This window comes from Pseudomonas sp. CCI3.1, from assembly GCF_034313985.1.
In the GTDB taxonomy this organism is placed as follows: domain Bacteria; phylum Pseudomonadota; class Gammaproteobacteria; order Pseudomonadales; family Pseudomonadaceae; genus Aquipseudomonas; species Aquipseudomonas psychrophila.
Map to the genome: position 1 here is coordinate 5,075,564 of NZ_JAVIWO010000001.1, position 25,311 is coordinate 5,100,874.

At 58.8% G+C, this 25,311-nt stretch carries 25 protein-coding genes; 8 read left to right on the plus strand and 17 right to left on the minus strand.

What is annotated here, in order from left to right; translation table 11 throughout:
* The first annotated feature begins 126 nt into the window (after positions 1-126).
* Positions 127-1,203 carry a 23S rRNA (cytidine(2498)-2'-O)-methyltransferase RlmM gene (rlmM, locus tag RGV06_RS23310; RefSeq protein ID WP_019826660.1) on the plus strand — a complete coding sequence of 359 codons (1,077 nt, stop codon included), beginning with the start codon at positions 127-129 and terminating at the stop codon, positions 1,201-1,203.
* Positions 1,204-1,217: 14 nt separating this feature from the next.
* Positions 1,218-1,466, plus strand: a complete 249-nt coding sequence (tusA, locus tag RGV06_RS23315) for a sulfurtransferase TusA (protein WP_019826659.1) — start codon at positions 1,218-1,220, stop codon at positions 1,464-1,466.
* Positions 1,467-1,550: 84 nt separating this feature from the next.
* Here the strand turns inward: tusA and RGV06_RS23320 are convergent, their stop codons facing one another.
* Entirely contained in the window at positions 1,551-2,951 is a 1,401-nt protein-coding gene (locus tag RGV06_RS23320) for an MATE family efflux transporter (RefSeq protein ID WP_322151553.1), read from the minus strand.
* Positions 2,952-3,126: 175 nt separating this feature from the next.
* On the opposite strand from RGV06_RS23320, the gene pdxB reads away from it, so the two are divergent.
* Complete coding sequence (pdxB, locus tag RGV06_RS23325; RefSeq protein ID WP_322151554.1) at positions 3,127-4,269, plus strand: 4-phosphoerythronate dehydrogenase PdxB; 1,143 nt, start codon at positions 3,127-3,129, stop codon at positions 4,267-4,269.
* A 162-nt stretch (positions 4,270-4,431) separates the two neighbouring features.
* Here pdxB and RGV06_RS23330 read toward each other — a convergent pair whose 3' ends face one another.
* Positions 4,432-4,608: a PA1571 family protein gene (locus RGV06_RS23330; RefSeq protein WP_046809938.1), complete on the minus strand. Its 177-nt coding sequence runs from the start codon at positions 4,606-4,608 to the stop codon at positions 4,432-4,434.
* 253 nt (positions 4,609-4,861) lie between these two features.
* On the opposite strand from RGV06_RS23330, the gene RGV06_RS23335 reads away from it, so the two are divergent.
* Positions 4,862-6,619, plus strand: a complete 1,758-nt coding sequence (locus tag RGV06_RS23335; RefSeq protein WP_322151555.1) for an ABC transporter transmembrane domain-containing protein — start codon at positions 4,862-4,864, stop codon at positions 6,617-6,619.
* Between the two features lie 151 nt (positions 6,620-6,770).
* Here RGV06_RS23335 and RGV06_RS23340 read toward each other — a convergent pair whose 3' ends face one another.
* Positions 6,771-7,052 (minus strand): pyrimidine/purine nucleoside phosphorylase, encoded by a 282-nt coding sequence (locus RGV06_RS23340; RefSeq protein ID WP_046809940.1) that lies wholly within the window; start codon positions 7,050-7,052, stop codon positions 6,771-6,773.
* A gap of 79 nt (positions 7,053-7,131) precedes the next feature.
* Positions 7,132-7,674, minus strand: a complete 543-nt coding sequence (locus tag RGV06_RS23345) for an exonuclease domain-containing protein (protein ID WP_019826647.1) — start codon at positions 7,672-7,674, stop codon at positions 7,132-7,134.
* Between the two features lie 189 nt (positions 7,675-7,863).
* On the opposite strand from RGV06_RS23345, the gene RGV06_RS23350 reads away from it, so the two are divergent.
* Complete coding sequence (locus RGV06_RS23350; RefSeq protein ID WP_322151556.1) at positions 7,864-8,655, plus strand: substrate-binding periplasmic protein; 792 nt, start codon at positions 7,864-7,866, stop codon at positions 8,653-8,655.
* Positions 8,656-9,554: 899 nt separating this feature from the next.
* Here the strand turns inward: RGV06_RS23350 and RGV06_RS23355 are convergent.
* The 4 genes from RGV06_RS23355 to dsbD all read right to left on the minus strand — a co-directional run bounded on the left by RGV06_RS23355 (position 9,555) and on the right by dsbD (position 13,674).
* Complete coding sequence (locus tag RGV06_RS23355) at positions 9,555-10,103, minus strand: RNA polymerase factor sigma-70 (RefSeq protein ID WP_046809821.1); 549 nt, start codon at positions 10,101-10,103, stop codon at positions 9,555-9,557.
* A 203-nt stretch (positions 10,104-10,306) separates the two neighbouring features.
* Complete coding sequence (gene dsbG, locus RGV06_RS23360; RefSeq protein ID WP_046809822.1) at positions 10,307-11,080, minus strand: thiol:disulfide interchange protein DsbG; 774 nt, start codon at positions 11,078-11,080, stop codon at positions 10,307-10,309.
* Positions 11,059-11,931 carry a TlpA disulfide reductase family protein gene (locus tag RGV06_RS23365; protein ID WP_019826323.1) on the minus strand — a complete coding sequence of 291 codons (873 nt, stop codon included), beginning with the start codon at positions 11,929-11,931 and terminating at the stop codon, positions 11,059-11,061. The genes dsbG and RGV06_RS23365 overlap by 22 nt, the downstream gene beginning before the upstream one ends.
* Complete coding sequence (dsbD, locus tag RGV06_RS23370; RefSeq protein ID WP_322151557.1) at positions 11,932-13,674, minus strand: protein-disulfide reductase DsbD; 1,743 nt, start codon at positions 13,672-13,674, stop codon at positions 11,932-11,934.
* Between the two features lie 146 nt (positions 13,675-13,820).
* On the opposite strand from dsbD, the gene RGV06_RS23375 reads away from it, so the two are divergent.
* From RGV06_RS23375 to cycA, 3 genes are all read left to right on the plus strand, one after another.
* On the plus strand, positions 13,821-14,501 hold the full coding sequence (locus RGV06_RS23375; protein WP_019826312.1) for a response regulator: 681 nt from the start codon (positions 13,821-13,823) through the stop codon (positions 14,499-14,501).
* Positions 14,498-15,826 carry an ATP-binding protein gene (locus RGV06_RS23380; protein WP_019826310.1) on the plus strand — a complete coding sequence of 443 codons (1,329 nt, stop codon included), beginning with the start codon at positions 14,498-14,500 and terminating at the stop codon, positions 15,824-15,826. The genes RGV06_RS23375 and RGV06_RS23380 overlap by 4 nt, the downstream gene beginning before the upstream one ends.
* 348 nt (positions 15,827-16,174) lie before the next feature.
* Positions 16,175-17,584, plus strand: a complete 1,410-nt coding sequence (gene cycA / locus RGV06_RS23385; RefSeq protein WP_019826308.1) for a D-serine/D-alanine/glycine transporter — start codon at positions 16,175-16,177, stop codon at positions 17,582-17,584.
* Between the two features lie 223 nt (positions 17,585-17,807).
* Here cycA and RGV06_RS23390 read toward each other — a convergent pair whose 3' ends face one another.
* From RGV06_RS23390 to RGV06_RS23430, 9 genes are all read right to left on the minus strand, one after another.
* On the minus strand, positions 17,808-18,713 hold the full coding sequence (locus tag RGV06_RS23390) for a metal ABC transporter solute-binding protein, Zn/Mn family (protein ID WP_019826306.1): 906 nt from the start codon (positions 18,711-18,713) through the stop codon (positions 17,808-17,810).
* Positions 18,714-19,613 carry a metal ABC transporter permease gene (locus tag RGV06_RS23395; protein WP_016780336.1) on the minus strand — a complete coding sequence of 300 codons (900 nt, stop codon included), beginning with the start codon at positions 19,611-19,613 and terminating at the stop codon, positions 18,714-18,716. It abuts the gene before it with no gap.
* The gene (locus RGV06_RS23400) at positions 19,610-20,365 is read right to left on the minus strand and encodes a metal ABC transporter ATP-binding protein (protein WP_019826304.1); all 756 of its coding nucleotides are present in this window, start codon (positions 20,363-20,365) and stop codon (positions 19,610-19,612) included. The genes RGV06_RS23395 and RGV06_RS23400 overlap by 4 nt, the downstream gene beginning before the upstream one ends.
* On the minus strand, positions 20,362-21,300 hold the full coding sequence (locus tag RGV06_RS23405) for a metal ABC transporter substrate-binding protein (RefSeq protein WP_322151558.1): 939 nt from the start codon (positions 21,298-21,300) through the stop codon (positions 20,362-20,364). Before RGV06_RS23405 ends, RGV06_RS23400 begins: the two co-directional genes overlap by 4 nt.
* A 34-nt stretch (positions 21,301-21,334) precedes the next feature.
* Complete coding sequence (locus RGV06_RS23410; RefSeq protein ID WP_019826300.1) at positions 21,335-21,889, minus strand: DUF6162 family protein; 555 nt, start codon at positions 21,887-21,889, stop codon at positions 21,335-21,337.
* Positions 21,886-22,221, minus strand: coding sequence for a hypothetical protein (locus RGV06_RS23415; RefSeq protein WP_019826298.1), 336 nt, complete (start codon positions 22,219-22,221; stop codon positions 21,886-21,888). The genes RGV06_RS23410 and RGV06_RS23415 overlap by 4 nt, the downstream gene beginning before the upstream one ends.
* Positions 22,221-22,760 carry a hypothetical protein gene (locus RGV06_RS23420; RefSeq protein ID WP_019826296.1) on the minus strand — a complete coding sequence of 180 codons (540 nt, stop codon included), beginning with the start codon at positions 22,758-22,760 and terminating at the stop codon, positions 22,221-22,223. The genes RGV06_RS23415 and RGV06_RS23420 overlap by 1 nt, the downstream gene beginning before the upstream one ends.
* A complete protein-coding gene (locus RGV06_RS23425) occupies positions 22,757-23,968 on the minus strand; it encodes a PepSY-associated TM helix domain-containing protein (protein ID WP_019826294.1) in 1,212 nt (403 codons plus the stop codon). The genes RGV06_RS23420 and RGV06_RS23425 overlap by 4 nt, the downstream gene beginning before the upstream one ends.
* Positions 23,969-24,292: 324 nt before the next feature.
* The gene (locus RGV06_RS23430; protein WP_322151559.1) at positions 24,293-25,243 is read right to left on the minus strand and encodes a siderophore-interacting protein; all 951 of its coding nucleotides are present in this window, start codon (positions 25,241-25,243) and stop codon (positions 24,293-24,295) included.
* Positions 25,244-25,311 lie beyond the last annotated feature (68 nt).

Here is a 25,311-nt window from a genome sequence, read left to right on the forward strand (position 1 = left end):
CTGGACTGTCTTTGCGGGTTCAAGGTTCCGAACTCGGCTATCATGCCGACCTTTTCGTGACAGTCCTTGCGCCAAATCAAGGATGCGCAGCCGGCCAATTCCTGCCCGCTGCCCAGGAGTAATTCAATGAACACCGTTTTTATGCACTGCCGGCCCGGGTTTGAAGGCGAAGTCTGCTCGGAAATTGCCGAACACGCCGCCCGTCTCAATGTGTCTGGCTATGCCAAGGCCAAGCCGAGCACTGCCTGCGCCGAATTTGTGTGCACCGAAGAAGGCGGCGCTGAACGCCTGATGAAAGGTTTGCGTTTTGCCGAGCTGATCTTCCCGCGCCAATGGGCCCGTGGCGGCTTTGTCGATCTTCCGGAAACCGACCGCATCAGCGTTATCCTTGAGCACATGGCGGACTTTCCGGTGTGCGGCAGTCTGTGGCTGGAAATAGTCGATACCAATGACGGTAAAGAGCTGTCCAATTTCTGCAAAAAATTTGATGCCCATCTGCGCAAGGCGTTGATCAAGGCCGGAAAGCTGGTTGAAGACGACGCGCACAAGCCGCGTCTGCTGCTGACCTTTAAAAGTGGCCGCGAAGTATTCCTCGGACTGGCAGAAGCCAACAACTCAGCCATGTGGCCCATGGGCATTCCGCGCCTCAAGTTCCCCCGTGAGGCACCGAGCCGTTCGACGCTCAAGCTGGAAGAGGCCTGGCATCACTTTATCCCCCGCGATCAGTGGGATGAGCGCTTGCACAGCGACATGACCGGCGTTGACCTGGGCGCTGCCCCGGGTGGCTGGACCTGGCAGTTGGTAAATCGCGGCATGATCGTGACCGCCATCGACAACGGCCCAATGGCTGAAAGCCTGATGGACACCGGCCTGGTGCAGCACTTGATGGCCGATGGCTTTACCTTCAAGCCCAAGCAGCCGGTGGACTGGATGGTCTGCGACATCGTCGAGAAACCGGCGCGCAATGCTGCGATGCTTGAAGAGTGGATTGGTGAAGGTCACTGCCGTGAAGCGGTGGTTAACCTGAAACTGCCGATGAAGCAGCGTTATGCCGAAGTGCGTCGCTTGCTCGACCGGATTGCAGACGGCTTCAAGGCTCGTGGCATCCAGGTTGAAATCGGCTGCAAGCAGCTGTATCACGACCGTGAAGAAGTGACCTGCCATTTGCGTCGACTGGACGTTAAAAAACCTAAATCTCGCTGATTCGGGAGTAACTGATGAGTTTTACTGACCTGCCGGTTGACGGCACTCTGGATGCCACCGGCCTCAACTGCCCTGAGCCGGTGATGATGCTGCACCAACACATTCGCGATCTAGCGCCGGGTGGCTTGTTGAAAGTCATCGCCACCGACCCCTCGACTCGCCGTGACATTCCCAAGTTCTGCGTGTTTCTGGACCATGAACTGGTGGGGCAACAGGAAGAGGCGGGCAAGTACCTGTACTGGATCCGCAAGAAGCAGGATTAAACGTTCAGGTTGCTACCGTGGGAGCGAGCCTGCTCGCGAAAGTCGCCGCATTGAGGCGTTCGCGAGCAGGCTCACTCCCACACGTCAGGCGCTGCGGCGAATATGTTTTTTCGCACTGCGCGCCAGCCGCACGCCAAGCATCAGCGCGGCGCAGGTCAGGCCAACGATTAAACCCTGCCACAGCCCGCTCGGGCCATTGGCTTCGCCAAACCAGTCCGTCAGCCCCAGCGCGTAGCCCACCGGCAGACCAATCCCCCAATACGCAAACAACGTCAACACCATCGTCACCCGCGTGTCTTGATAGCCGCGCAATGCGCCGGCGGCCGTCACCTGGATCACGTCTGAAAACTGATACAGCGCGGCAAACATCAGCAGCATGGTTGCCACCTCGATCACCCTCAGATCGGCGGTATAGACGGTCGCAATTTGCTCACGCAGCAGCAGGATCAGACTGGCGGAAATGGCCGCCCAGACCAGGGCGGTGCCCATGCCGACGCCAGCCACAAACCGTGCCTCACGAGGTTGCTGACGGCCCAAGGCCTGGCCTACACGCACCGTAATGGCCATGCCCAGCGAATACGGAATCATGAAAACCAGTGAACTGAAGTTCAATGCGATCTGATGGCCCGCTACAACGGTTGCACCCAAACTGCCGATCAGCAGCGCAATCACCGCAAAAATGCTCGACTCGGCAAAGACCGCGATACCAATCGGCAAGCCCACGCTGAGCAAGCGCTTGAGAATCGCCCACTGGGGCCATTCAAAATGGCTGTAGACCTTGCTCGACTGGTAGATTGCCCCGCGCCATGTCCAGACCACCATACCGATGGCCATGAACCACATCACAATAGCCGTCGCCCAGCCACAGCCCACGCCGCCCATGGCCGGGACGCCAAAGTGACCATAAATGAAGATGTAGTTGATCGGGATATTGAGTGCCAGTGCACTCAGCCCCAGCACCATGCTTGGTCGGGTTTTACCCAGGCCATCGCTGAAGTTGCGCAACACGCAATACAGCCCAACGGCCGGCATCCCACTGGCGATCCCGTATAAATAGCCCATGCTCGGGTCGATCAAGTCAGGGTCGACCTTCATCGCATGCAAAAGTGGCTCGGCACCGATCAGAATCAGGGCCGCGCACAGGCCGGTGATCAGCGCCAGCCACAGCGCCTGGCGCACGATCGGGCCAATGTCACTGTGAGCATCCGCGCCAAAACGCTGTGCCACCTTGGGGGTGGTGGCCAACAAAATGCCCGACATCAGTAAAAACACCGGGACCCAGATAGAGTTGCCCAGCGCCACGGCAGCCAGATCCCGAGGACCGACACGCCCGGCCATCACCGCATCGACAAACCCCATGGCGGTGGTGGCGATTTGCGAAATGATGATCGGAAACGCCAGCGCCAGGAGTGCGCGTACTTCTGTACGAACCCGGGCCGGGCGGCTTACAGCGGTAGAAGGGGGGGTATGAGTGACAGAGTTCACAAGCGTGCATCCACAGTGTTTAACGCGCAAAGCTGGCGATTGTACGCTTGACCAAAAGGTCAGAAAACACTGAGTTGTAGGAGCTTTGTAAGCATGATCGTAAGTACCTTCCACGCTTGGCTGGCCCATTCAGCGTAACAACGCCTACACTGCCACTCCGCCAAAGGAGCCTGCCATGTTGATTGTTGCTGACGAAAATATTCCGCTGATCGAAGAGTTTTTTGCTGACTTCGGTGAAATACGCCGTTTGCCGGGGCGTCAGATCAGCCGTGCAGACGTCCACGATGCAGACGTCCTGCTGGTGCGTTCGGTGACCAAAGTCGACCGTGAGTTGCTTGAAGGCAGCGCGGTGCGGTTTGTCGGCACATGCACCATCGGTACCGATCACCTGGCCCTCGACTACTTTCAGCAAGCCGGTATTCAGTGGTCCAGCGCCCCCGGTTGCAATGCCCGTGGCGTGGTCGATTACGTGCTTGGCAGCCTGTTGACCCTGGCCGAAATTGAAGGTGTCGATCTGACCCGGCGTACCTACGGCGTGATCGGCGCCGGTGAAGTGGGCGGTCGTCTGGTCAACGTTCTGCGTGCTCTGGGCCTCAACGTACTGGTTTGCGACCCCGTGCGGCAGGCCTGTGAAGGAGGTGATTATGTCACCCTCGAACAGATCATCGAGCAGTGCGATGTACTCAGCCTGCACACCCCGCTAAGCAAAACCGGCGACTACTCGACCTGGCACTTGCTCGATCAGCAACGTCTGGAGCAACTGAAACCGGGCACCTGGCTGATCAACGCCAGCCGCGGTCCAGTAGTTGATAACGCGGCGCTGCGCGAAGTATTGACCCGACGCGAAGACCTGCAGGCAGTGCTGGATGTGTGGGAGGGCGAGCCGCAAGTCGACGTCGAACTGGCTGACCTGTGCGTACTGGCGACTCCACACATTGCCGGGTACAGCCTGGATGGCAAGCAGCGTGGTACTGCGCAGGTTTATCAGGCGTTATGTGATTTTCTGGGGCATACCCCGCAGGTCAAACTCGCCGACCTGCTGCCCGCTCCATGGCTGGCGAAGGTTGAACTGAGTGCCGACAGCGATCCTGGCTGGGCCATGGCCATGATTTGTCGCGGTGTGTACGACCCGCGCCGTGACGATGCGGATTTTCGTCGTAGCCTGATCGGCAGTGTCCAGGAGCAGAAGCTGGCGTTCGATGCATTGCGCAAGCACTACCCGATTCGCCGCGAAATCGAAGGCCTGCCCGTGCATATCGAGGGTGAGTCAGTGGCCTTGAATCAACTGGTAAAGGCCTTGGGGGCGGTGCCTGTCTAAAGAGTCAGGGCATAAAAAAACCGGCCTTATGCAGTAAGGCCGGTCAGTCATTCTTGGGTTGCTATCTCATGTGTGGAGCTGGCTGGTCAGCGATGCAAACGGTGCGGTCTGTCCGGTAAACCGCAGTAATGCCATCGCACGGTTGCCCGCTGTCACAGAGGATCAGTCCTTGTGCACAGGCTTGACCAGGCGTTGCTCCAGTTCGTGGCAGGCGTCCTGAATCATCGCTTCAGTGATCAAGATTTCCTGACCATTCTCGTCGATAAACGCGCACCCCAGAGATTGCTGTGGTTGGGTGCGAATCACCGGTACGGCTTGAGCGTTCTGTTGCAAATCCATGGCCTGTCTCCTCATCAGGGTGTAGCGATACTGTAGATCCGTTTAATGACCAAGCTGTTACAAACTTGGCCACCAGCCCAGTCCAACAGAAATATCCTGAAACTTCCACCCCGACTTTAGAACATTACTGCCTAGGGCTTGCTGTTGCAGGTCATATTCAAGACGAGTGAGAAAGGTTTACCAAGATAAGCCGAACTTCGTTGTAGGCTGTGTAAGGCTTTTCACGCTGATCCTCATTCTGGATACCCCTCCCATGCTTTCGTCCCGTCATCGTCGTGCCATTCGTCTGGCCACCCATTTCATTGCCCCCTATCGTTGGCATGCATTTGGCGCCCTGTTGGCCCTGATTGTCACAGCGGGGATCACCTTGTCGATGGGGCAGGGCATTCGCTTGTTGGTGGACAAGGGTTTTATGACTCAGTCCCCCCATCTGCTTAACCAGTCCATCGGTTTTTTTCTGGTGCTGGTGCTGGGCTTGTCCGTGGGCACTTTTGTACGTTTTTATCTGGTGTCATGGATCGGTGAGCGGGTGGTCGCCGATATTCGCCGCCAGGTGTTCAATCACCTGATCGACTTGCACCCCGGGTTCTATGAGAACAACCGCAGTTCTGAAATCCAGTCACGACTGACCACCGACACCACCTTGCTGCAGTCAGTGATTGGTTCTTCGCTGTCCTTGTTCTTGCGTAACAGCCTGATGGTGGTGGGTGGCGTGGTCCTGCTGTTTGTCACCAACCCCAAACTCACCAGTATTGTGGTGGTCGCCCTGCCTCTGGTGCTGGTGCCCATCCTGTTTTTTGGCCGTCGGGTGCGCAGCCTCTCGCGCCAGAGTCAGGACCGGATAGCGGATGTCGGCAGCTATGTCGCCGAAGCCTTAGGCCAAATCAAGACGGTCCAGGCCTACAACCACCAACAGCAGGATCAGCAGCGTTTTGCCAGCACCGTTGAGCATGCGTTTGCCACCGCACGCAAACGCATTCTGCAACGGGCATGGTTGATCACGCTGGTGATCTTGCTGGTGCTGGGGGCTGTGGGGGTGATGCTGTGGGTCGGTGGCATGGACGTCATCGCAGGGCGCATCACCGGTGGCGAGCTGGCAGCCTTTGTGTTTTACAGCTTGGTTGTAGGGAGCGCGTTCGGCACCCTGAGCGAAGTTATTGGCGAGTTGCAACAGGCGGCAGGTGCGGCGGAGCGAATTGCCGAACTGCTGCAGGCAAAAAGCCTGATCCTGGCACCGGACACGGATCTACGAGTGTTGCCTGAGCGGGTGGACGGCAATCTGCGGCTTGAAGACCTGCGATTTGCCTACCCGTCGCGGCCTGAAAGTTATGCCATTGATGGTCTGAGCCTGTCGGTCAATGCAGGGGAGACCCTGGCGCTGGTCGGCCCGTCAGGAGCGGGCAAGTCGACGTTGTTCGACCTGCTGCTGCGCTTCTACGATCCCCAGCAAGGGCGGATTTTGCTGGAGGAGCAGCCCATCACCCAGCTAGACCCGCACGACCTGCGTCGTTGCTTTGCCCTGGTGTCGCAAACCCCGGCCCTGTTTTTCGGGACCATTGAAGACAACATCCGTTATGGCAATGCTGGCGCCAGTGATGCGCAAGTTGAAGCCGCCGCGCGAATTGCCCATGCCCACGACTTCATCCTGCAAATGCCCGAGGGCTATAAAACCCACTTGGGTGACGGCGGTCTGGGTTTGTCGGGCGGTCAACGTCAGCGTCTGGCTATTGCCCGGGCGCTGCTGGTCGATGCGCCCATTTTGTTGCTGGACGAAGCCACCAGTGCCCTGGATGCCCAGAGCGAACACTTGATCCAAGAGGCATTGCCCAGCCTGATGCAAGGCCGAACGACGCTGGTGATTGCTCACCGCCTGGCCACCGTGCAAAACGCCGACCGCATCGCGGTAATGGATCAGGGCAAGCTGGTTGCCATTGGCACTCACGCACAGTTGATCGCCAGTAACCCGCTGTATGCGCGACTGGCGGCGTTGCAGTTCAATGTAGGGATGTGAAAAGAGATCCGTAGCAACTGCCGAGGGGCGATGGCTTGAGATACTTCAACCGTGGGAGCGAGCCTGCTCGCGAAAATCATTCGCGAGCAGGCTCGCTCCCACGGAGGGCCTTGACCGGTGACAGAGTATTTACAGGGGAATGTGCAGGGCCTTAGCGGTACTCACACAGGTAAGCAGTGTCCACTGCAACCTTGAGCTGGAACTTGCTGTTGGCCGGTACGTTGAACTGGCTGCCGCTCTTGAATGTTTCAAATGCGTTGCTGCCCGGCAGCTTGACGCTCAGCTCACCTGAAACCACGTGCATGATTTCACGCTCGGCCGTGCCGAATTCGTATTCGCCCGCAGCCATGACGCCAATGGTGGCCTTGCCTTCGGTTTGTGCGAAGGCAATCGACTTGACGGTGCCGTCGAAGTATTCGTTGACTTTAAACATGGCGATTCCTCGGAATGGGCTAAAAAGGGCTGGCCAGTATGCAGAAGCCGTTTTATCCCGTCACGCCCTTTTGTGGCCGTCAGCCTTTGAGCACCAGAGGCAATAAACGTGCAGTATTTCGCGCATCTTCCAAGGCTCGATGTTGCTGGCCACTGAACTGCATTCCGGCCAGTTGCAGTGCGCTGTTAAGTCCCAGCGCACGCTTTAACTGACGGGCCTGGGCAAATTGCTGCTTGAGGTTCATGTGCGGCAATTGCAGCAGGGCACTGCCCAGTTGTTTCTGGCGCCATTCCTGCTCCAGCTGTTTGCGATCGTAGTCGCCCCAGCTGGCCCAGCCTTCGAGTTTGGGTAGATGTTGGCCCAGCCAGCGTTCGAACTGCTCCCAGACCACCGTCATCGGTGCACCAGTGTCAATGTTGGCCTGGGTGATGCGAGTCAGTTGACGGCAAAAAGGGGTCAACAACGGCCGACGTTGTGGTCGAATGAAACGCTGAAAATGATCGACCTCCCGGCCTGCGCGGGTGACCACGCTGGCACCGATTTCAATCACTTCCATTTCCTCTAGGGGCCAGCCGCCATCATCGGTTGTGGCTTCCAGATCAATTACCAGCCAGTGAGGCATGTGCAGCTTCCTTTAACAGCATCGGCGTTGAAGTGGGAGCGTAGCTAAAACACTGACCCGCACGGTTATTTTGTAGTGGGCCAGTGGACCGCTTGCTTGCTAGTCTATATGCGCTTCAATGGTGTGCGTGCTCGATCTAAGGTCGTGTGTCGATCAATAAGTTCCAGCCATGGGCGGCGCGGGATGTGTATGGTTTTGAAGTGTTCGCCGATTCAGTTGGCTCATAGTGTGTTGCTGACCCTCGGCATAATCTGGCTAACGCCGGTTTGGGCCGCCCAGGAAATCAGGGTCGGAGCTGCGCATTTTCCGCCGTATACCGTACGCCCGGAGCGCGGTGCCGATACCGGTCTGTTGTCCAAATTGCTCAACGCCCTCAACCAGCTCCAGAGCGACTACCGCTTTGTTCTGGTACCCAGCTCGATCCCGAGGCGCGTGCGTGATTTTGAGCGGGGGCGGGTGGACATGATGATGTTCGAAAACCCGGCCTGGGGTTGGCAGGAGCTCTCGTACACGGCCGTGGACATGGGTCTCGAAGACGCAGAAGTGTTTGTGGCCAGGCAGTACCCTGATCGCGCGCAACGTTATTTTGATGACCTGAGCGGCAAGCGGCTTGCGCTCTTCAGCGGCTATCACTATGCCTTTGCCGGGTTCAACTCAGCACCGAAATTCCTTACCAATACCTTCAGCGCAACCCTGACCTATTCCCACGAAAGCAACTTGTTGATGGTCTTGCGCGGGCGGGCAGACATTGCATTGATGACGCGTTCCAACCTGATTGACATCCAGCGCTACGACCCTAAGGTCAAATCACAGATTATGGTGTCCGAGCGTGTCGATCAGGTCTATCGGCACTACGCGTTGTTGCGACTCGATGCTCCGATCAAGAGTCAGGAATTCGCGCAAATGTTGAACAATCTTCGTGACAGCGGGCAGTTGAGAGCCATTTTTGGGCCCTACCAAATTGACGTGGTTGCCATGTAACGATTGATCCGGGAAGGGGGAGGTGATGGCGCGGCAGCTTTGCCGTCGATCGCAGCTTTGAGCAGCGGCTTGTATGTTGGCGCTAAACCGTTTTTCGTAGGGTTCTGTGACGTCTGCGATGCATTTTGCTTTTGCTGGAGCCACACGTATGTCCAGACGACGCGAATGCCCATCACAGAAGGCCGAACGCAGGTGCTGTTATGGGGGTGGCGCGGCAGGACGCCGCGCCAGCCGCGATGGGCCATGGATGGCCCGTCGCGGCGTGCCCCCATGACAGTGCCGGAGTGAGGGAACCACCGAGCCTGGGCGAGGCGGCCGAATGGTCGGGCAAGCCTTTTTGGTTACTTTTTCGGCGTCTGGAAAAAGTGACCCGCCGTAAGGGCGGAACCCGTAGTAGGTCGTGACATATCGAATGGATATGTACTCGGCATCGCTGCGGGCGCATCGCAAAACAACTGGCACACGGGGTACATATCCGGCATTCGCAGTTAACTGAAATGATGGTTTCGCTTTTACAGCGAGGCACTTTTGTCAAACAGCCACAAAAGTACCCAAAAAGGCCTTGCCCCAGCGTACGGCCCTCGCTGCGCTCAGGTGTCCCTCACTCCGGTCCCGCTCCGTGGGCACGCCGTGACGGGCCATCCATGGCCCAACACGGCTCTCCCGGCATCCATGCCGGTCGACCCACTACGCAGAACCTGCGCTCGGCCTCCCGAAGGGCAGGCAGATCAAAAACCAGTGCAAAAACAAGATCAACTGCCCGCCGAGGCGGCCTACAGGCCGACCTGTTTAGCGAAGCACATTTCTCTAAACAGGCCGGTTGGCAACAGAGTATCTACAGGAGCCGCTGAGGTAAATCCGGACGGACGATGTGTTTGTGCAAACGGCAGTGGCCTGAATCAGCGTCGCGCATAGGTATCGGGGTATGTTCCCGATACCTCGCGGCAATGAATCAGGGCATCGCGAATCATGAAGTTGACCAGCGTTGGCGACACGCCCAGCTCCTTGGCAATGTCTTTTTGTTGTACACCGTGCAGGCGATACATCTCGAATGCATAGCGCGTGCGGCTCGGCAGTTCGGTCAGAGCGGTCGCAATGTGCTCCAGGGTTGAGAAGTTGATCAACGAAGTTTCCGGGGAGGCGCCGTGGATGACCACGTTCAGGCCTTCTTCTTCTGAGCCCGAGTATTTCTGTTCCAGCGCTTGCTTGCGGTAGTGATCAATCGCAAGGTTGCGCACGATCTGGAACAGGTAGCTGAGCTGCGCCTTGAATGAAGAGGTGATCTGGGGGGCGGACTGCAGACGGAAGAAAGCATCCTGCACGACATCCTCAGCTCTGTATCGACAGCCGGTGATGCGTGCTGCGATTTTGACCAGGACCAGTCGGTTATCAACAAAGGCTTGAAGTAAGGGTGAGTCGCACTTGCCTGTGGACATTTGTTCCGTCATGGAGATCACCTGTTGCGAAAGATTGAGTGAGGCGCTCTTCGTGGAAGCGTCCTACACAGCTGTTCACAAACTAGGCTTAATGATAATGATTGTCAATTGAGAAATAGAACTAATAGCACTGAAAGGCTCGAACTGAGACATGCCTCACGCAGGTGTTGGTGCTGGCTGTGACCTTGTGTTCCAAAGGGCACAGCCAGCGGGTTTTACTTGGGACCGAGAATCTGCACCAGTTTTTCCGGCGACGGCGCGCCTTGTTGCTGTTGCAGGTTGCCTTGTTGGTCCAGATAGAAAATCGCCGGGGTTGCTGCCACATCCAGCTCCTCCATCAGCTGTGCGTTGGCATCCAGCTTGGCCTGAACATCGGCCGGGATTTTGGTCAATGGCTTGAGAGTGCTGGCCTTGCCGGCTTTTTCGTGATCATGCAGCGCTTGCTGAGGGTTCTTGGCGGCCAGCAGGGCGGCAGATTTGGCCGGGCTGTCTTCGCGGATAATGCCCACCATGATGTGGCGCAATTGCACCTTGCCCGAATCAACCCACGGGCGGGCTTGTTCCCAGAACATGTTGCAGTACGGGCAGTTCGGGTCGCTGAACAGGTAAACGATGCGCGGTGCATCCTTTTTGCCATCAGCGATCCAGTTACTCTTTTCCATTTCAGCCCAAACTTGCTTGGCCATGGGTTCGTAAACCAGTTTTTGCAGCGGAGCCAGGCTTAGGTCCTTGCCGTCTGCATCATACAAATTGCCCACCAGCACGTTGCCGTCCTGGGTCAGGTACAGCGCCATGCCACGGTTCTGGTACTGGGCCGCATAGCCACGCAAACCGCCGGGAGCATCGAAACTGCCAATGATTTTTGCGCCTTTGGCTTCAATCTTCTTGATCGCCGGCGGCAGCTCTTCAGCCTGCAACACAGGGGATTGCAAAAGTGCGGCGCCCAGCAGGGCGGTCATGCTCAGGGTTAGCAGTTTGCGGTTAAACATTTTTGCTCATTCCTTGCAGGGTCGGCCTGTTGGGCCGACATTGAATTGTTCAGGTTTAAAGGCTCCATGGCCCGGGCCAGGCTGGCTTGGGATAACTCGCCCAAATGGCTGCCCAGCAGCCGGCCTTCAGCGCTGTAGAACAGCGTAGTCGGCAGTGCCATTGAGCCGACTTTTTGCGCCAGCTGGCCGCCACTGTCGAACAGCACGTTGCTGAGGTTCAGGCCCTGGGTTTCAAGGAAGGTGCTGACGCTCTGCATGCTCTCGCCCTGATTGACGAACAGGAACGTTACGTTCTGATGCTGATGCTGGGCGTTTTGCAATACCGGCATTTCGCGCCGGCATGGCGGGCACCAGGTGGCCCACAGGTTGATCACCAGAGGGCCGCCCTGATAGCTGCTCAATTGCACCGACTCGCCGTCGGCGTTGCGCAACACCAACTCGGGCAGCCGTGTGCCTTGTTCGTAAAGATTGGACGAGAGACTGGCAAGCAGCCAGAACGCCAGGCCACTGCCTAGCCCCCAACCCAGTGGCCGGCGCAAGCCGACCCTGCGCCAGCCCCAGATGACCGCGCCGGCCACCACGGCGATCAGCCCCGGCCACAGCAAGAATCCGCCGTCACGCAAGTCCAGGACTTGCAGCGGGTCGTCCTTGAAGTAGCGCCAATAGCTGACGACAAAACCGATGCGCGCCGTCAGCAAGCCCAGTAAAAAAAGGCTGAACAGCACTGACTCGGGATTTTCGCCACCGCGCTTGGCCACACGCCACCCCACCAGTGTCGCCAGGGCAAGGGCCAGAATCAGCAGCAAGTGGTTGATGGCCAGCGCAAACGAACCGATGGTCAGGGTCAGCATTTAGAGGAGTTCCCGAGTGGCGTTCCAGTTATTCAAAAAGGTCTGGGCGTTGACTTCGCCAGTGATGCGTTGCCCGCGACGCTCAATACCGTTGGGGCCGATCCAGACAAAGCTGGGCGGGCCGGGTACTTGATAGCGGCTGAGCAGTTCGCGGCTGGCGACATTATCGGCGGTCACGTCAAGACGCAACAGGCGCACACCTTGCAATGCCTCCATCACCTGGGGTTTGCCGAACACCTGCTTCTCCATGACCTTGCACGACACACACCAGTCGGCGTAGTAATCGAGCATCACCCACTGGCCATCGGCCTTGGCGCTGGCCAGTTCACGGTCCAGGCTGGCGGGGTCCTTGATGGTGATAAACGCATCGTGGGCAGTGCTTGCAGTGCTGGCGCCCGCCACTGTTTTGGCGGTGTACACCTGCAATGGTTGCCACAGATCGGTACCGCCCCCGGCCGCGCCCACCAACAGCAGGCAACCCCACAGGCCCGCCAGCAGGCTTAACGGATTGAACAGGGTTTTGGCGCGCAGGAACGTCTGAGCCTGTTGCCACAGGGTGCACGCCAGAATGATCAGCAGCACGCCCCACAGGCCGACCCACAAGGACTCATCGAGTACCGGGCGTACCAGCAGCAATGCGGTACCCAGGAACAGGAAGCCGAACAGGCCTTTCATCAGGTTCATCCAGGCACCGGGCTTGGGCAGGAAGCGGTTGCCCACGGTAACCAGCAGCAACAGCGGTACGCCGATCCCCAGGCCCATCACAAACAGCACCAGGCCGCCTTGAACGGCATTGCCACTTTGCGCGATATACAGCAAGGCACCGGCCAGTGGTGCGGTCATGCAGGGGCCGACCAGCAAGCCAGACAGGGCACCGAGAATGCCTGCGCCGATCAAGCTGCCGCCCTTGCGGCCACGCCCGGCGGTTTCAAGGCGGTCGCGCAGAGCCGCGGGTAATTGCAGCTCAAAAAAGCCGAACATGGGCAGCGACAGCAGGATAAACAGCGCGGCAAAACTGCCCAGTAGCCAGGGCTGTTGCAGCAGGGCCTGCAAGTTGGCGCCCAGCAGGGCAGCCAGCACCCCCAGTCCGGCATACACCAGCGCCATGCTGATCACATAACTGCCGGCCACGGCAAAACCGCGCCCGGCCTTGGCACCGCTGCCTACCACCAGCCCTGCCAGAATCGGCAGCATCGGCAGTGAGCATGGAGTGAAGGCCAGCAACAGGCCCAGGCCGAAGAACAGCAACAAACTCCAGCCTAGCGAGCGTTGCTGCAAACTGGCAGCCAGTGACTGGTCTTGCGCCTGACCTTGTGCGGCCACAGGCTGCGCACCGCCCAGATCAACCGTCTGGCTTTGTGGTGGATAACACAGACCCGCATCGGCGCAGCCTTGCCAACTGACCTTGACCTGACCGCTGGCGCCTGCAGGGATCAGTATCTCAACCTTGTTGCGATACACCTGGGTGGCGCCAAAGAATTCATCGCTGTGTTCCAGACCTTGGGGCAGTACGGGCGTTTTTGCCGGATCCAGCCCGTCGAACTTGAAGCGCTTTTGGTACAAGTAATAGGTATCGGCTATTTTCCATTGCAGGCGGGTTTCGCCAGAAGGCAATGGCTCGACACTGAATGTGAAGGCTTTGTTGACCGGTAGAAAGTCAGGCTGTGCAAACGGATTGTTCGCGGTCTGGGCCTGAGCCACACCGACCAAACACATCAATAGAAAGGACAGCAGCAAACGCATGGGTAAAGCCTTGGGCAAGTTCAAGTGCAGCTACAGTGTGTTCCTGCGATTAACCGATCATTAACCGATGCACATCGCGGTGTACACGGCATAATCGGCCCTTAATCCCATGACCTTTTAATCGGCTCATTTAAGCGGGTATCAGCATGCATGTACTGGTTTGCGAAGACGACGAACTGATCGCCAGCGGCATCAAGGCCGGGCTGACGGCTCAGGGCCTGACGGTTGAGCACGTCGGCACGGCCAGTGCGGCGCGGGCCATGTTGAAGGCCGCCGAGTTCGATGTGATGGTGCTTGACCTGGGCTTGCCCGACGAAGACGGCCTCAAGCTGCTGCAGCAGTTGCGCCAGCAGGGGCTCGAATTGCCCGTACTGATTCTGACTGCCCGTGACTCGGTGACCGATCGTGTCGACGGCCTGCAGGCCGGTGCCGATGATTACCTGCTTAAACCCTTTGATCTGCGTGAACTCGCAGCCCGGCTGCACACGTTGCTGCGTCGGGTTGCAGGTCGCAGCGTCAACCTGATCGAGCACGGTAGCCTGAGTTACGACCCCAGCAGTCGCGTGACCTTGTTGGCGGGTCAACCAGTCGACTTGTCCCGCCGTGAGCAGGCGCTGTTGCAAGCCTTGCTGCACAACCGTGGGCGGGTACTGTCCAGTGAGCAGCTCAAGGACAGCATTTATGGCTTTGGTGACGAACTGGAGAGCAATGCCCTGAACGTTCATATCCATCACCTGCGACGTAAATTGGGCAACGGCATCGTTGAAACCGTACGTGGCCTGGGCTATCGCCTGGGGCATGCAGATGGCGCAGAGTCAGAAGCATGATGAGTCTGCGCCTGCGCTTGAGCCTGACTATTGGCTCGGCATTTGTTCTGGTCTGGGCCCTGGCTGCGGCCTGGATGCTCAGCGACCTGCGTCAGCAAATGATGTTTTCCCTCGATCAGCGGCTGGTGGCTTCGGCGCGCATGGTAGCGGGGTTGCTGGAGCAATTGCCGCAATTGCCGGTAAAAGGCGAGGGCACCCATTTCAGTGCCGAGCAACTGACCGTGCCCGGCGGCATGGCCTGTCAGGTCAGTTCGTTGCGCGGCGAGATCCTGGCCCGTAGCCACAATAATCCGGACCAGCCGATGCAGTCACAATCGGCAGGGTTTCATGACCAGATTATCGACGGCGCCGCCTGGCGCACCTTTACCCTGGATCGCGGTGATCTGCGTATTACCACCGCGGATCGTCAGGTCGAGCGCGAGGCACTGAACCTGTCGGTCCTGCTGGCGGCATCGGTGCCCGTGGGCATGGCGCTGATGGTGTGTCTATTGTTGCTGTGGCTGGGGATCGGCCAAGGGCTGGCGCCGCTCAACCGGATGCGCGATGCCTTGATGCGCCGCGATGCAGACTCATTGCAACCGCTGAACATCACGCCATTGCCCAGTGAGCTGAAACCACTGCTCGATTCGCAGAACCAGCTGTTCGCGCGTATTGCCAAGACCATCGAGCGTGAGCGGCGCCTCACCGGCGATGCGGCCCACGAATTGCGCAGCCCGCTGACTGCGATCAAAACCCACCTGCAAGTAGCGCGCATGACCGATGGCCAGGCCCGCGAACAATCACTGGCCCATGCCGAAGCGGGTGCCGACCGCTTGCACCGAACCCTTGAGCAATTGCTGCTGCTGGCGCGGGTTGAAGGCAGCCTGTCATTTGATGACGGGGTCAATTGCTCGGCCGAGCAAGTGGCGCGCCTGGCGATTCATGATGCCGCCAGTGCCGGTGGTGAACACATCCGCTTGCATCTTCCGCCAGACCTCCCGACCACGGCGCTTGAAGTTCCATCGGTATTGGCCATTGCAGCGCTGCGTAACTTGCTGGACAACGCCTTGCGCCATACCCCGCCCGGCACCCAGGTGGAATTGACGGTTGCCGTTGAGGGCTCGCACGTAAACTTCGTGGTCCGCGACCACGGCCCCGGCATAGCCCCCGAAACATTGCAGCACATGACCCAGCGCTTCTGGCGCAATGGCAACAGCAATGGGTGTGGGCTGGGCCTGGCGATCGTGCAAGCGATTGTCGAGCGTTGCCGCTGCGAACTGACTTTTGACAGTCAGTCCGATGGTTTGCGGGTTGAACTGCGAATGCCGTTGAAAAGCACTCTTTAAGGGAGCTGGAGCGGGCTTGCTTGCGATGCAGGCGACGCGGTCTGCCAGGCCAGTCGCAATGATGCCATCGCGAGCAAGCCCGCTCCCATAATGGCCTGACGGTTAGAATGCGCTGCAATGTACTGATTTTGTTACAACTTCAATTGGGCCATGGTTTACAGTACCCGCGCTTTACCGAATCACCCACAGACCGCTTTTTGGTGGCGTGATTCCATTCTGGATTAACAGACCCCTACGGCGCATAAACGGCCCACTTGACTGCTTGTACGAGGCTGGCACAGAACATCGGGTGAACATGATGTTTGTCTGGTGTGAGGACCTCGTACAAGAACAATAAGAGGATGATTCATGCAAAATCACCAACCTGCCACAGAAGAACCAGAACTGAAGCGCAGCCTGTCCAATCGTCATATCCAGTTGATCGCCATTGGCGGAGCCATCGGTACCGGTCTGTTCATGGGCTCGGGCAAGACCATCAGCCTCGCAGGCCCCTCCATCATATTTGTCTACATGATCATCGGCTTTATGCTGTTTTTCGTGATGCGCGCCATGGGCGAGCTGCTGTTATCCAACCTCAAGTACAAGTCGTTCATCGATTTTGCATCCGACCTGCTGGGCCCCAGGGCGGGTTACTTTACCGGTTGGACCTACTGGTTCTGCTGGATCGTCACGGGCATCGCCGATGTGATCGCCATCTCTGGCTATACCCACTTCTGGTTCCCGGATATCCCCCTGTGGTTGCCCGCTATCGGCTGCGTGGCGCTGCTGCTGTCATTGAACCTGATCACGGTAAAAATGTTCGGGGAACTGGAGTTCTGGTTTGCCATGATCAAGATCGTGGCCATTTGCGCACTGGTCTGCACCGGTCTTTATATGGTGACCACCGCGTTCCAGTCACCGACTGGCAACTCGGCATCCCTGGCCAACCTGTGGAATGACGGCGGAATGTTCCCCCACGGCGTGATGGGTTTTTTCGCCGGCTTCCAGATTGCCGTGTTTGCCTTTGTCGGCATCGAGCTGGTAGGCACCACCGCCGCAGAAACCAAAAACCCGGAGCGCAATCTACCCCGTGCGATCAATTCGATTCCGTTGCGCATCATTATGTTTTACGTGTTTGCGCTGATCGCGATTCTGGCCGTTACGCCATGGCGTGATGTTGTGGCCGACAAGAGCCCCTTCGTTGAGCTCTTCATGCTCGCCGGTCTGCCCGCCGCCGCCGGCATCATCAACTTCGTGGTCCTGACCTCTGCGGCCTCTTCGGCCAACAGCGGTGTGTTCTCAACCAGCCGCATGCTGTTTGGCCTGGCAATGGATGGCGATGCCCCGGGCAAGTTCAAGAGTCTGTCGCGCAGAGCGGTGCCTTCAAACGGCCTGATTTTCTCCTGCATCTGCTTGCTGGCGGGAGCGCTGGTGATCTATGTGGTGCCCAACCTGATGGAGGCTTTCACCCTGATCACCACGGTATCGGCCACCTTGTTCATGTTTGTCTGGACCATGATCCTGCTGTCCTATCTGGCCTATCGCAAAAAGCGTGACCACTTGCACCGCGCATCGAAATACAAAATGCCCGGTGGCAAGGTCATGGTCTGGGTCTGCCTGACTTTCTTCGTGTTTATCCTTGTACTGCTGGCTCTGGAAACCGACACCCGTCAGGCGCTGTATATGGTGCCCGTCTGGTTCGTGCTGCTGGCTGTGGGGTATCGCTCTGTTCGCCGCAACAAGCAGGAGGCCGAGAGTCAGGCTTGTGAGACGCAGTAATCGCGTTTTTCATGGCTTGGGGATACAAGGCCCGTAGCCGCTGACGAAGGAGCGAGGTTGCGTCCGGGGGCGGAGCACCCGTAAAACTGAACCCGGGAATTGTCTGCTGCACTGCAGGGGCCTGTTTTGCGAGGGCTGCTCCGCCGAACGCAGCCTTCGGCAGTTGCTGCGAACTGGCAGGGCGCGCTGCAAGCGTCGCAACGCGCCAGGTGACCAACCAGGTTCAGCTGTGGCTCAGCACCTTGACAATGGCGTCGATAGTGTCTTGCAACTCGGCCACTGGGTCAGCGCCATCTGCGGTCACCACCACCAGTTCACTGCCACCTTCGGCGATCGCAGCTTTCACCGCAGCTGCCGGCTGACGGTGATCCAGCACCAGCGCTACCTCATTGTCTTTCAGGGTTTGGGTCAGCGCTTGCAGCGACTCGGGGGTCCAGGTCTCATCGCCTTTGTGATCGACCTCAACCCGTTCCAGATTCAACCCGCCAATCAAGTAGTCCAGCCGATCCGACAAACTCACCACGGCCAAATTATCAGCCTTGGCCAGCTGTGCTTCGCTGTCGGCGCTGAGCTTGAGCAAACGCTGTTTGAGACCTGCCAGGTTGGCCTCGATCTTTGGCTTGGCATCCGGTGCCAACCGCACCAGATCGGCTGCGATCACGTCCGCCATGCGTCCCATATTGTTGCTGGTCAGCCACGGCTGGCTGTTCAGGCCATCGCTGTGAACACCCGGTTGCACGGCAATGCCCGGCAGGCTGCCGTCCACTGGTCGCGCAGCGTCAACTTCAACAATGCGGATATTGCTGCGCCGTGCCATGGGGTACAGCGGGTCATCGCTCCACACAGAGCGCAGGCCGATCACGGCATCTGCGTTTGTGGCCAGTTTGTGCAGGGCCGGAGCGCCGCGACCACTGAAATAGGCGCTCTGCCGGCTGCCGGGCAAATTGGCCGCAGCGGCCCGCTCCAGGGTCACGTTGCTGTCTTTGAGCAGCAACTCGCCCAGCCCGTAAGTGATCGGCAGGCTGGCGAGGATGCGCACCGGTTGCGTTGCAGTGTCGGCTGCCAGCAGTGGAGTACTGAGCAGGCCGGTGATGGCCAGGGCCAGTGCGAGTTTGCGCAGAGTGAACATTTATCCAATATTCCCTTTTAGGCTGGGCACCACGCCGCGGGCGATGGCGGCGAGAGCGAAGGCGATACCGGCCATCAAAATAATTGCGGCGCCGGACGGAATCGGCAGGTCAAACACGATGGGCAACAGGATGCCGCACAGGGTGCTGACGGTGGCGATCAACACTGAAATCCAGAAAAAACCTTTAAGCGACTGGCTGAGCAAACGCGCCGCAGCGGCCGGAATCACAAGCAGTGCGCCCACCAGAATCGCACCAATGACTTTTACGGCGGCTACGGTAATCAGCGTTACGAGGATTACAAACAGGTAGTCCAGAGCTTTGACAGCGACCCCGCGCACAGCGGCCAGTTGCGGGTTGAAACTGGCGAGCATGATGCGGTTGTACAGTGGTAGGCTGAGGCCCAGCACCAGCGCGCCGACCACCGCCAACACCAGCAAATCGTTGCCGTTGACCGTCAATACGGAGCCGAACAGCACGTTTTCGAGGATATGCACGTTGATCTTGCCCGCCAGAATCAGCAGCAGGCTGGCGCCCAGTGCCAATGACACCGACAGGAACACCCCGATCAGTGTGTCCGGGGCCAGGCCGGTACGGTTGCGCAGGTAATTAAGCGAGATCCCGAACAGCAGGCAATAGCCAAACAGGCTGCCGTAAGGCCCGGTGTAGGGTTCACCCAGCAGGATGCCGATGGCCACGCCAGTCAGCGCGGCATGCCCCACGGCTTCGGAAAAAAACGCGAAGCGTTTGACCACGACCAGGGTTCCCAGCCCGCCAAGCACCGGGCCAATCAGCAAACCGGCAAGCAAGGCGTTGACCACAAAACCGTAAGCCAGCACTTCGGGCAGATAGCCCGCAGAAGCCCAGCCCTGAACCATCAAGCGGAACGCTTCGTAACTCATGAAAGGGCGCTCCCGTGAGCCTTGGGATGGGTTGAAAACAGGTTGAGCAGACGTTCGGGGCTCAGGGTTTGCTCGGGCGGGCCGTCGAACAGCACCTGGCGATTGAGTCCGGTCACGCGTTCTGCCAAGCGTTTTACGGCGGCCAAATCGTGTTCAATCCATACCACCGTGACCCCGGCCTGACGCCAGTCAGTCAGCAAACGCTCAAATACCCGTGCACCGGCTTCGTCCAGCGCCGACATGGGTTCGTCCAGTACCAGCAGCTGCGGTGCGGGGATAAGGCCCTGTGCCAACAACACGCGCTGGCGCTCGCCGCCGGACAGTGCGCCCATGCGCCGCTTGCGTTTGTCCTGCATGCCCACGCGCTCCAGCGCTTCACCGATGGCGGGAGCCACCTTGCGCGACAAGCCCATAAACGCTGGACGGCGCTGGCACATGGCGGCCATGAAATCATCGACGGTCATTGGCAGCCCGCGATCGAATTCCAGCGCCTGGGGAACATAGCCGATCAATCCCGGCTCGCCAGGCCAGTTCAGGCACAGGCGACCCTGATGGGGCATTTGCCCCAGCAGCGTTTTGATCAGCGAACTTTTACCGCCGCCATTAGGCCCGACCAGTGCATGCACGCTGCCGGGGCGGATACTGAAACTGACATGATCCAGAATGGGCGTTCGGCCCAGGGTCAGCGACACCTGATCAAACTCGACCCCTGGCCCGCAGACCGCAACTGACAAGGGTTCAACGGCGGTCATGCTCCGGCCTCCTGAATGGCCCTGACCACGGTATCGAGGTTGCCGGTCATTTCCTTTTCGTATTTGTCAGCGCTGTAGTCGCCATAGGAAATATGCGACAGCGGGTACAGCTTGACCCCTGACTCGCGCTGAATGGTCTCAACATAAGTGGAAGGGAAGTCCATCTCGGAGAAGATGACTTTCACATCCAGCTCGCGCAGTTGATCGATGGTTTTCTTCAACTGGCTGGGGCTTGGTTCTATGCCGTGGGCAGGCTCAACCACGGCGGTGACCTCCAGGCCGAACTCACGCAGCAGGTAGTCGTAAGCCGCGTGTACTGTGGCTACGCGCAGGTCGGCGTTTGGTGCCTGGGTCAACTTGGCCAAGGCGTCGGCGCGCATTTGGCGCAGGCGCTTGCCGTAGGCGCGTGCATTGGCGGTGTAGGTCTTGGCGTTGGCCGGGTCGAGTTTGCCCAGTTCGCGGGCAATGTTATTGACCTGGGCAATCGAGGCGCTGATCGACAGGAACGTGTGCGGGTTGACCACCTTGCCCGCGCCGCGAGCCGCGTTACCTGTGGCTGCCAGCAGTGGAACATTCTGGTTGGCCTCGATTACCGGGATGTCCGGTTTTTCACTGGCCTCGATCATGCGGTCGGCAAAGTCATCATGACCCACGCCATTGAGCACGATCACATCCAGTGTGCCGATGCGCTTGATGTCTTCAGCCCGGGGCTCATAGGCGTGGGGGTTAAAACCTGCGGGAATCAACGGCACTACTTCGGCTTTGTCGCCGACGATATTGGCCACGTAACTGTAGTAAGGGTGCAGGGTGATACCAATACGCAACGGCTTGGCCAGCGGGGCCGGGGCGTCGGCAAAGGCCTGTGGTGACAGGCAAAAGGTAAACAGGGCGGCCAGCAGCACGGTGCGGCTACGCACAACAGATGAAATCGACATGGCGAGCAGTCTTCTCTCAGGTCAAGCGGTGGGTTCAGTGCCGATGTTGGCGTGTAACCCCGGCATCGAATTGCGCGATCACTTGCTGCCAGCCACTTTGGTTAAGGGCAGCATCGCTGAAGTCGGTGGGGGCTTTTACGTCGGGAGTGCGGTTGAGCCATATATCCGGCTGGGAGCTGATGCGCATCAAGAACGAACCCGCCACCTCAGGGTTGGGGCTGGTGCCCAGATACGCCTGCTCGCCCAGTAATTGCCAGGCATGGTTGCCACGGCTCACGGAGCTGGCATCGCTGGCAAAGGGTGCAAAGCCTTCTTCGGCCAGTTGAGCGGGTTGGGGCAGGGCACTGGACTCTTCGCGCAGCAACTGGATTTCATCCAGGGTGACCCGCAGGTCGGCGTAGATACCTTGTTCGGCAGCGGTCAGGTCTCGGCGTGCATCCAGTTGATGGGCGGCCACCGAAGTAATCTCCTGCGACTCGTGACGCCAGGCCACCACGGAGCCGGCTACAGTCAAAATCAACAGGCACAACAGCAGCACATACAGGGTTTCATGCCCGGCCCCGGCCGGACGCACGACTTGAGTACTCATGGAGCCTCGATATCGGCTTGGTCGATTTCAACGATGTGACCGGGGCCGGCGTCGAACAGGACATAAAACTCGGAATCGGGACGCTTGAAGGTCAGGGTTGAATCCGCTCCCAGCTTGCCGGGCACCAGGATGGTTTCGTCGTAGCCGATCACATCCAGGGTCACTCCCGGTGCGCCGCTGCCGTCGGAGAACCCGCCTGTGCAACGGATTTGCCCGTCTTCCACGGCTTTGCACTCACACATCGGGTTGTGGGCCAGTGCCTGGTTGCAGACACCGAGCAACGCAATAAATCCTGCCGCCAGGGCAGGTTTTTTAAACAGGCGCGAAGGCATTATTTGGTTCCTCGTTGGGCCAGCCAGGCCACCGTTGCCGGTGAGGCCTGACTCAGGGGAATGGAGGCCTGATGCATGGAGCCGTCCCACCCCTCAAGGGTGATCCACAGCTCGGCGTCGGCTTTGGTGCGATCCGGGATCGGCATGGTGGCGCCCATACGGTAGGGCGTACCGAAGAAAATTACGCCAGCGGCCCGCAGGCTGCGAGGTTTGCCGATTCGCAGGTAGGCGGCCTTGACCTGATCGATGCAGGTATCGCACAGGGCCGCGTTAAAGCTCTTCATATAGCCGGCCGGGCCATCAGGGCGCGGGGCTTCGTTGCGAAACTCAGCCAGTTTCAGGCTCCAGGGGCCGACTTGTACGGTGCCGATTTCACGCTCGCCCAAGCCGCTGTCCCCACGAAACAGCGAGGCATCTGCGAAGTACTTGGGCATGAAGCCCAGCGGCACCAACAACAGCAGGACATTTATGTGAAAGCGCCATTTGTGCCACCACCGGCCCAGGGTGGTGGAGGGCTGTGCGGCCACTGCCTTGCTCATACATTGGCCTCTTCTGGCTGTTGGCTATGCGCCGTGGCGGTCTGGGTTTTGGCGGGTGCGCGCTGTGATTTCTCGCTGCGCTTGAAAGCATTGGCGGTGGCCAGCGCAGTGCGTTTGGTCCAGATCAGCAGGCCGCTCAGAATCATCATGCTGAGGATCAGGCCGAAGAAGAACCAGATCAGCTTGACCCACAGGCCGCCAAAATCGCCGGTGTGCAGCGGACGCATGGACTCGGTGACCAGCTCCAGCCCGGAGCGGTCGGCAATCATTCGCGAGCCTTCGATCGCGCCGTTATACGGGTTGATTTCTGCTGTCTGGAACAGCAGTGGATACCAGCCCGGGCCGCCGACCTCGATGTGTCCGTAGGCATTGCTCGGCAGGCTGACAAAACTCGCTTCCAGCCCAGGAATTCTTTCGGCGGCAATCTTGACTGCCTGATCGAGGCTGATCTGCGGTGCGGGCTTGCCGTCAGGCATGATCGGCACGTCCTGGCGCGCCACAACAGGCGGGTTGCCAGCGGTCGAAATCGAAATCTGGTTATCGAACATAAAGGCCTGAATCAAGAACCACAGGCCGGTGATGGAAATGACCGCAATAAACCAGATCGACCAGATGCCGCACAAGCGATGGAAGTCGCCCCAAAAAATGCGTGCACCATGATTGAAACGCAGGTTGGGTTTAAAAAAGCCCTTCCAGAATTTTTTGTAGACCACCAGGCCGGTGATCAGCGACCCCAGCAATGGAAGGCCGAGGAACGACACCAGATACCAGCCCCAACTGAAGCCATTGGTGAACGGCACCAACCACCAGCCGTGCAACGCGCGGGTAAAGGCCTGGAAGTCAAAGCTGGGGCTTTCCCCCTGGATCGCCCCGGTGTACGGGTTGATGTACAGCGATGGCGAGCGGCCGTCCGGGTACACCACACGGGCCACGAGGGCAAAGTGCGACTCATCCGGGCGGCTGATCGACTGAACGGCCAGGTTCGGTTCGGCCTTGTGAATGGCGGTCAGCGCCTGCTCGTATGTCAGCAGTGGAGCGTCATCAAACGGCTGGGTGGATCGGGCTTCAGGGGTGGCAAGCCACACAATTTCCTGGCTGACCACGGCCAAGGTGCCGGTCACGCAGACAATCAGGACGAAGAACCATATAGGCAGGGTCAACCAGCTGTGAACCAGAAACCAGAGTTTGGAGCGGGACTTTTTGGACATGGGAAACGGCAAACTCGGGGGTAGGGCGGGTGTGTAATCGCCATTGAGAAGCGATCTCTTATACATGTAGGACGAATGAGGTGAGTAAAACCCGAAGCTGTATTTGTAATAAAATGTTTCATGCGTTCCAGTAGATGCTCTGCTGCGAGCTGAGGGGGGCAAATTTTCGTAGCAGCTGCCGAGGGAACGAGGCTGCGTTCGGCGGCGTAGCCGTCGTGAAATCAATGCATGCGGCCTGTCAGATACCCTGCGGACTCAGGTTTTACGATCGCTACGCGCCCGAACGCAGCCTCGTTCCTTCGGCAACTGCTACAAGGGCCAGTATCAGCCCAATGACCGTCCCAGCTTCCAATAACCCATCAAGGTCAAAGCCTTGCGGTCCATGCCGCATTCATGGATGAAAAACCTTCTGATCGCCATCACCGCCATCGATTCTCCAGCCACCCAGGCATAAAACTCGTTGTGCCTGGCGCTGGCCCGTTCCCAGAGGCGCTGGTTGTCCAGATCAAGTTCTTGCAGGACAGCACAAGCCTTTGCCTGCAGGCGTCGGGGCGGCAGGCTGGCCAGTTCACGGGCGGCGAGGATCATGCCGTCACCGTGCTGCTTGCCCAGGCTGGCACGGGGTAGCCAGTGGATTTTGGTGTTCGGGCCACAGACCAGGTTTTGGCAGTCGGATTCTTCGGGTACTTCAATAAAAACCTGCACCTGAGGGGTGTCGGGGTGATGTGCCAGCTCTTCGAGGATGCCGGCTATGGCGGGCAGCGCAGTTTCGTCGCCGATCAGCAGCACTTTGCGCATGCCTTGTGGCGGTTGCCACTCATAGCCGCCCGGGTCGTCCGTATAGGCGGCATTAGGGGCCGCAATTTGCAGGGGGGCACCCGCTTTGGCCTGTGTCGCCCAGCGTGTGGCGGGGCCGGTGACGCCGTGCAGGACAAAGTCGATATCCAGTTCGCCTGCCTCCAGGCGCAGGTTGCGAATGGTGTAGGAGCGCATGGGCGGCACCCGTTCGGGGCTCAAGTCGCGCAGGGGCGCCCGCCAATCCCCTTGTTTTGGCAGGTTGGAGGGCTCGCCATTGGCGCTGGGGAACAACAACTTGACTCGCTGATCGGGTGCCAGGGTGCGCATCAGTGCTACGTCGCTGCCACCGAACACAAAGCGTGTCAGCGAGGGGCTCAAGGTGATGCGGCGCTTGAGCTGGATATCGAACAGCCGGTAGGCGGTGGGTTTACTGAGTCGGTTGCGCAGGTTGTGTACCAGGGCGGCAGCGGGGGACATATCAGCACCTCAATAAGCAGGAGTCGTTGTGTATAACGAGCTGCTGGGGGCTTAATTTAAACTCCGTG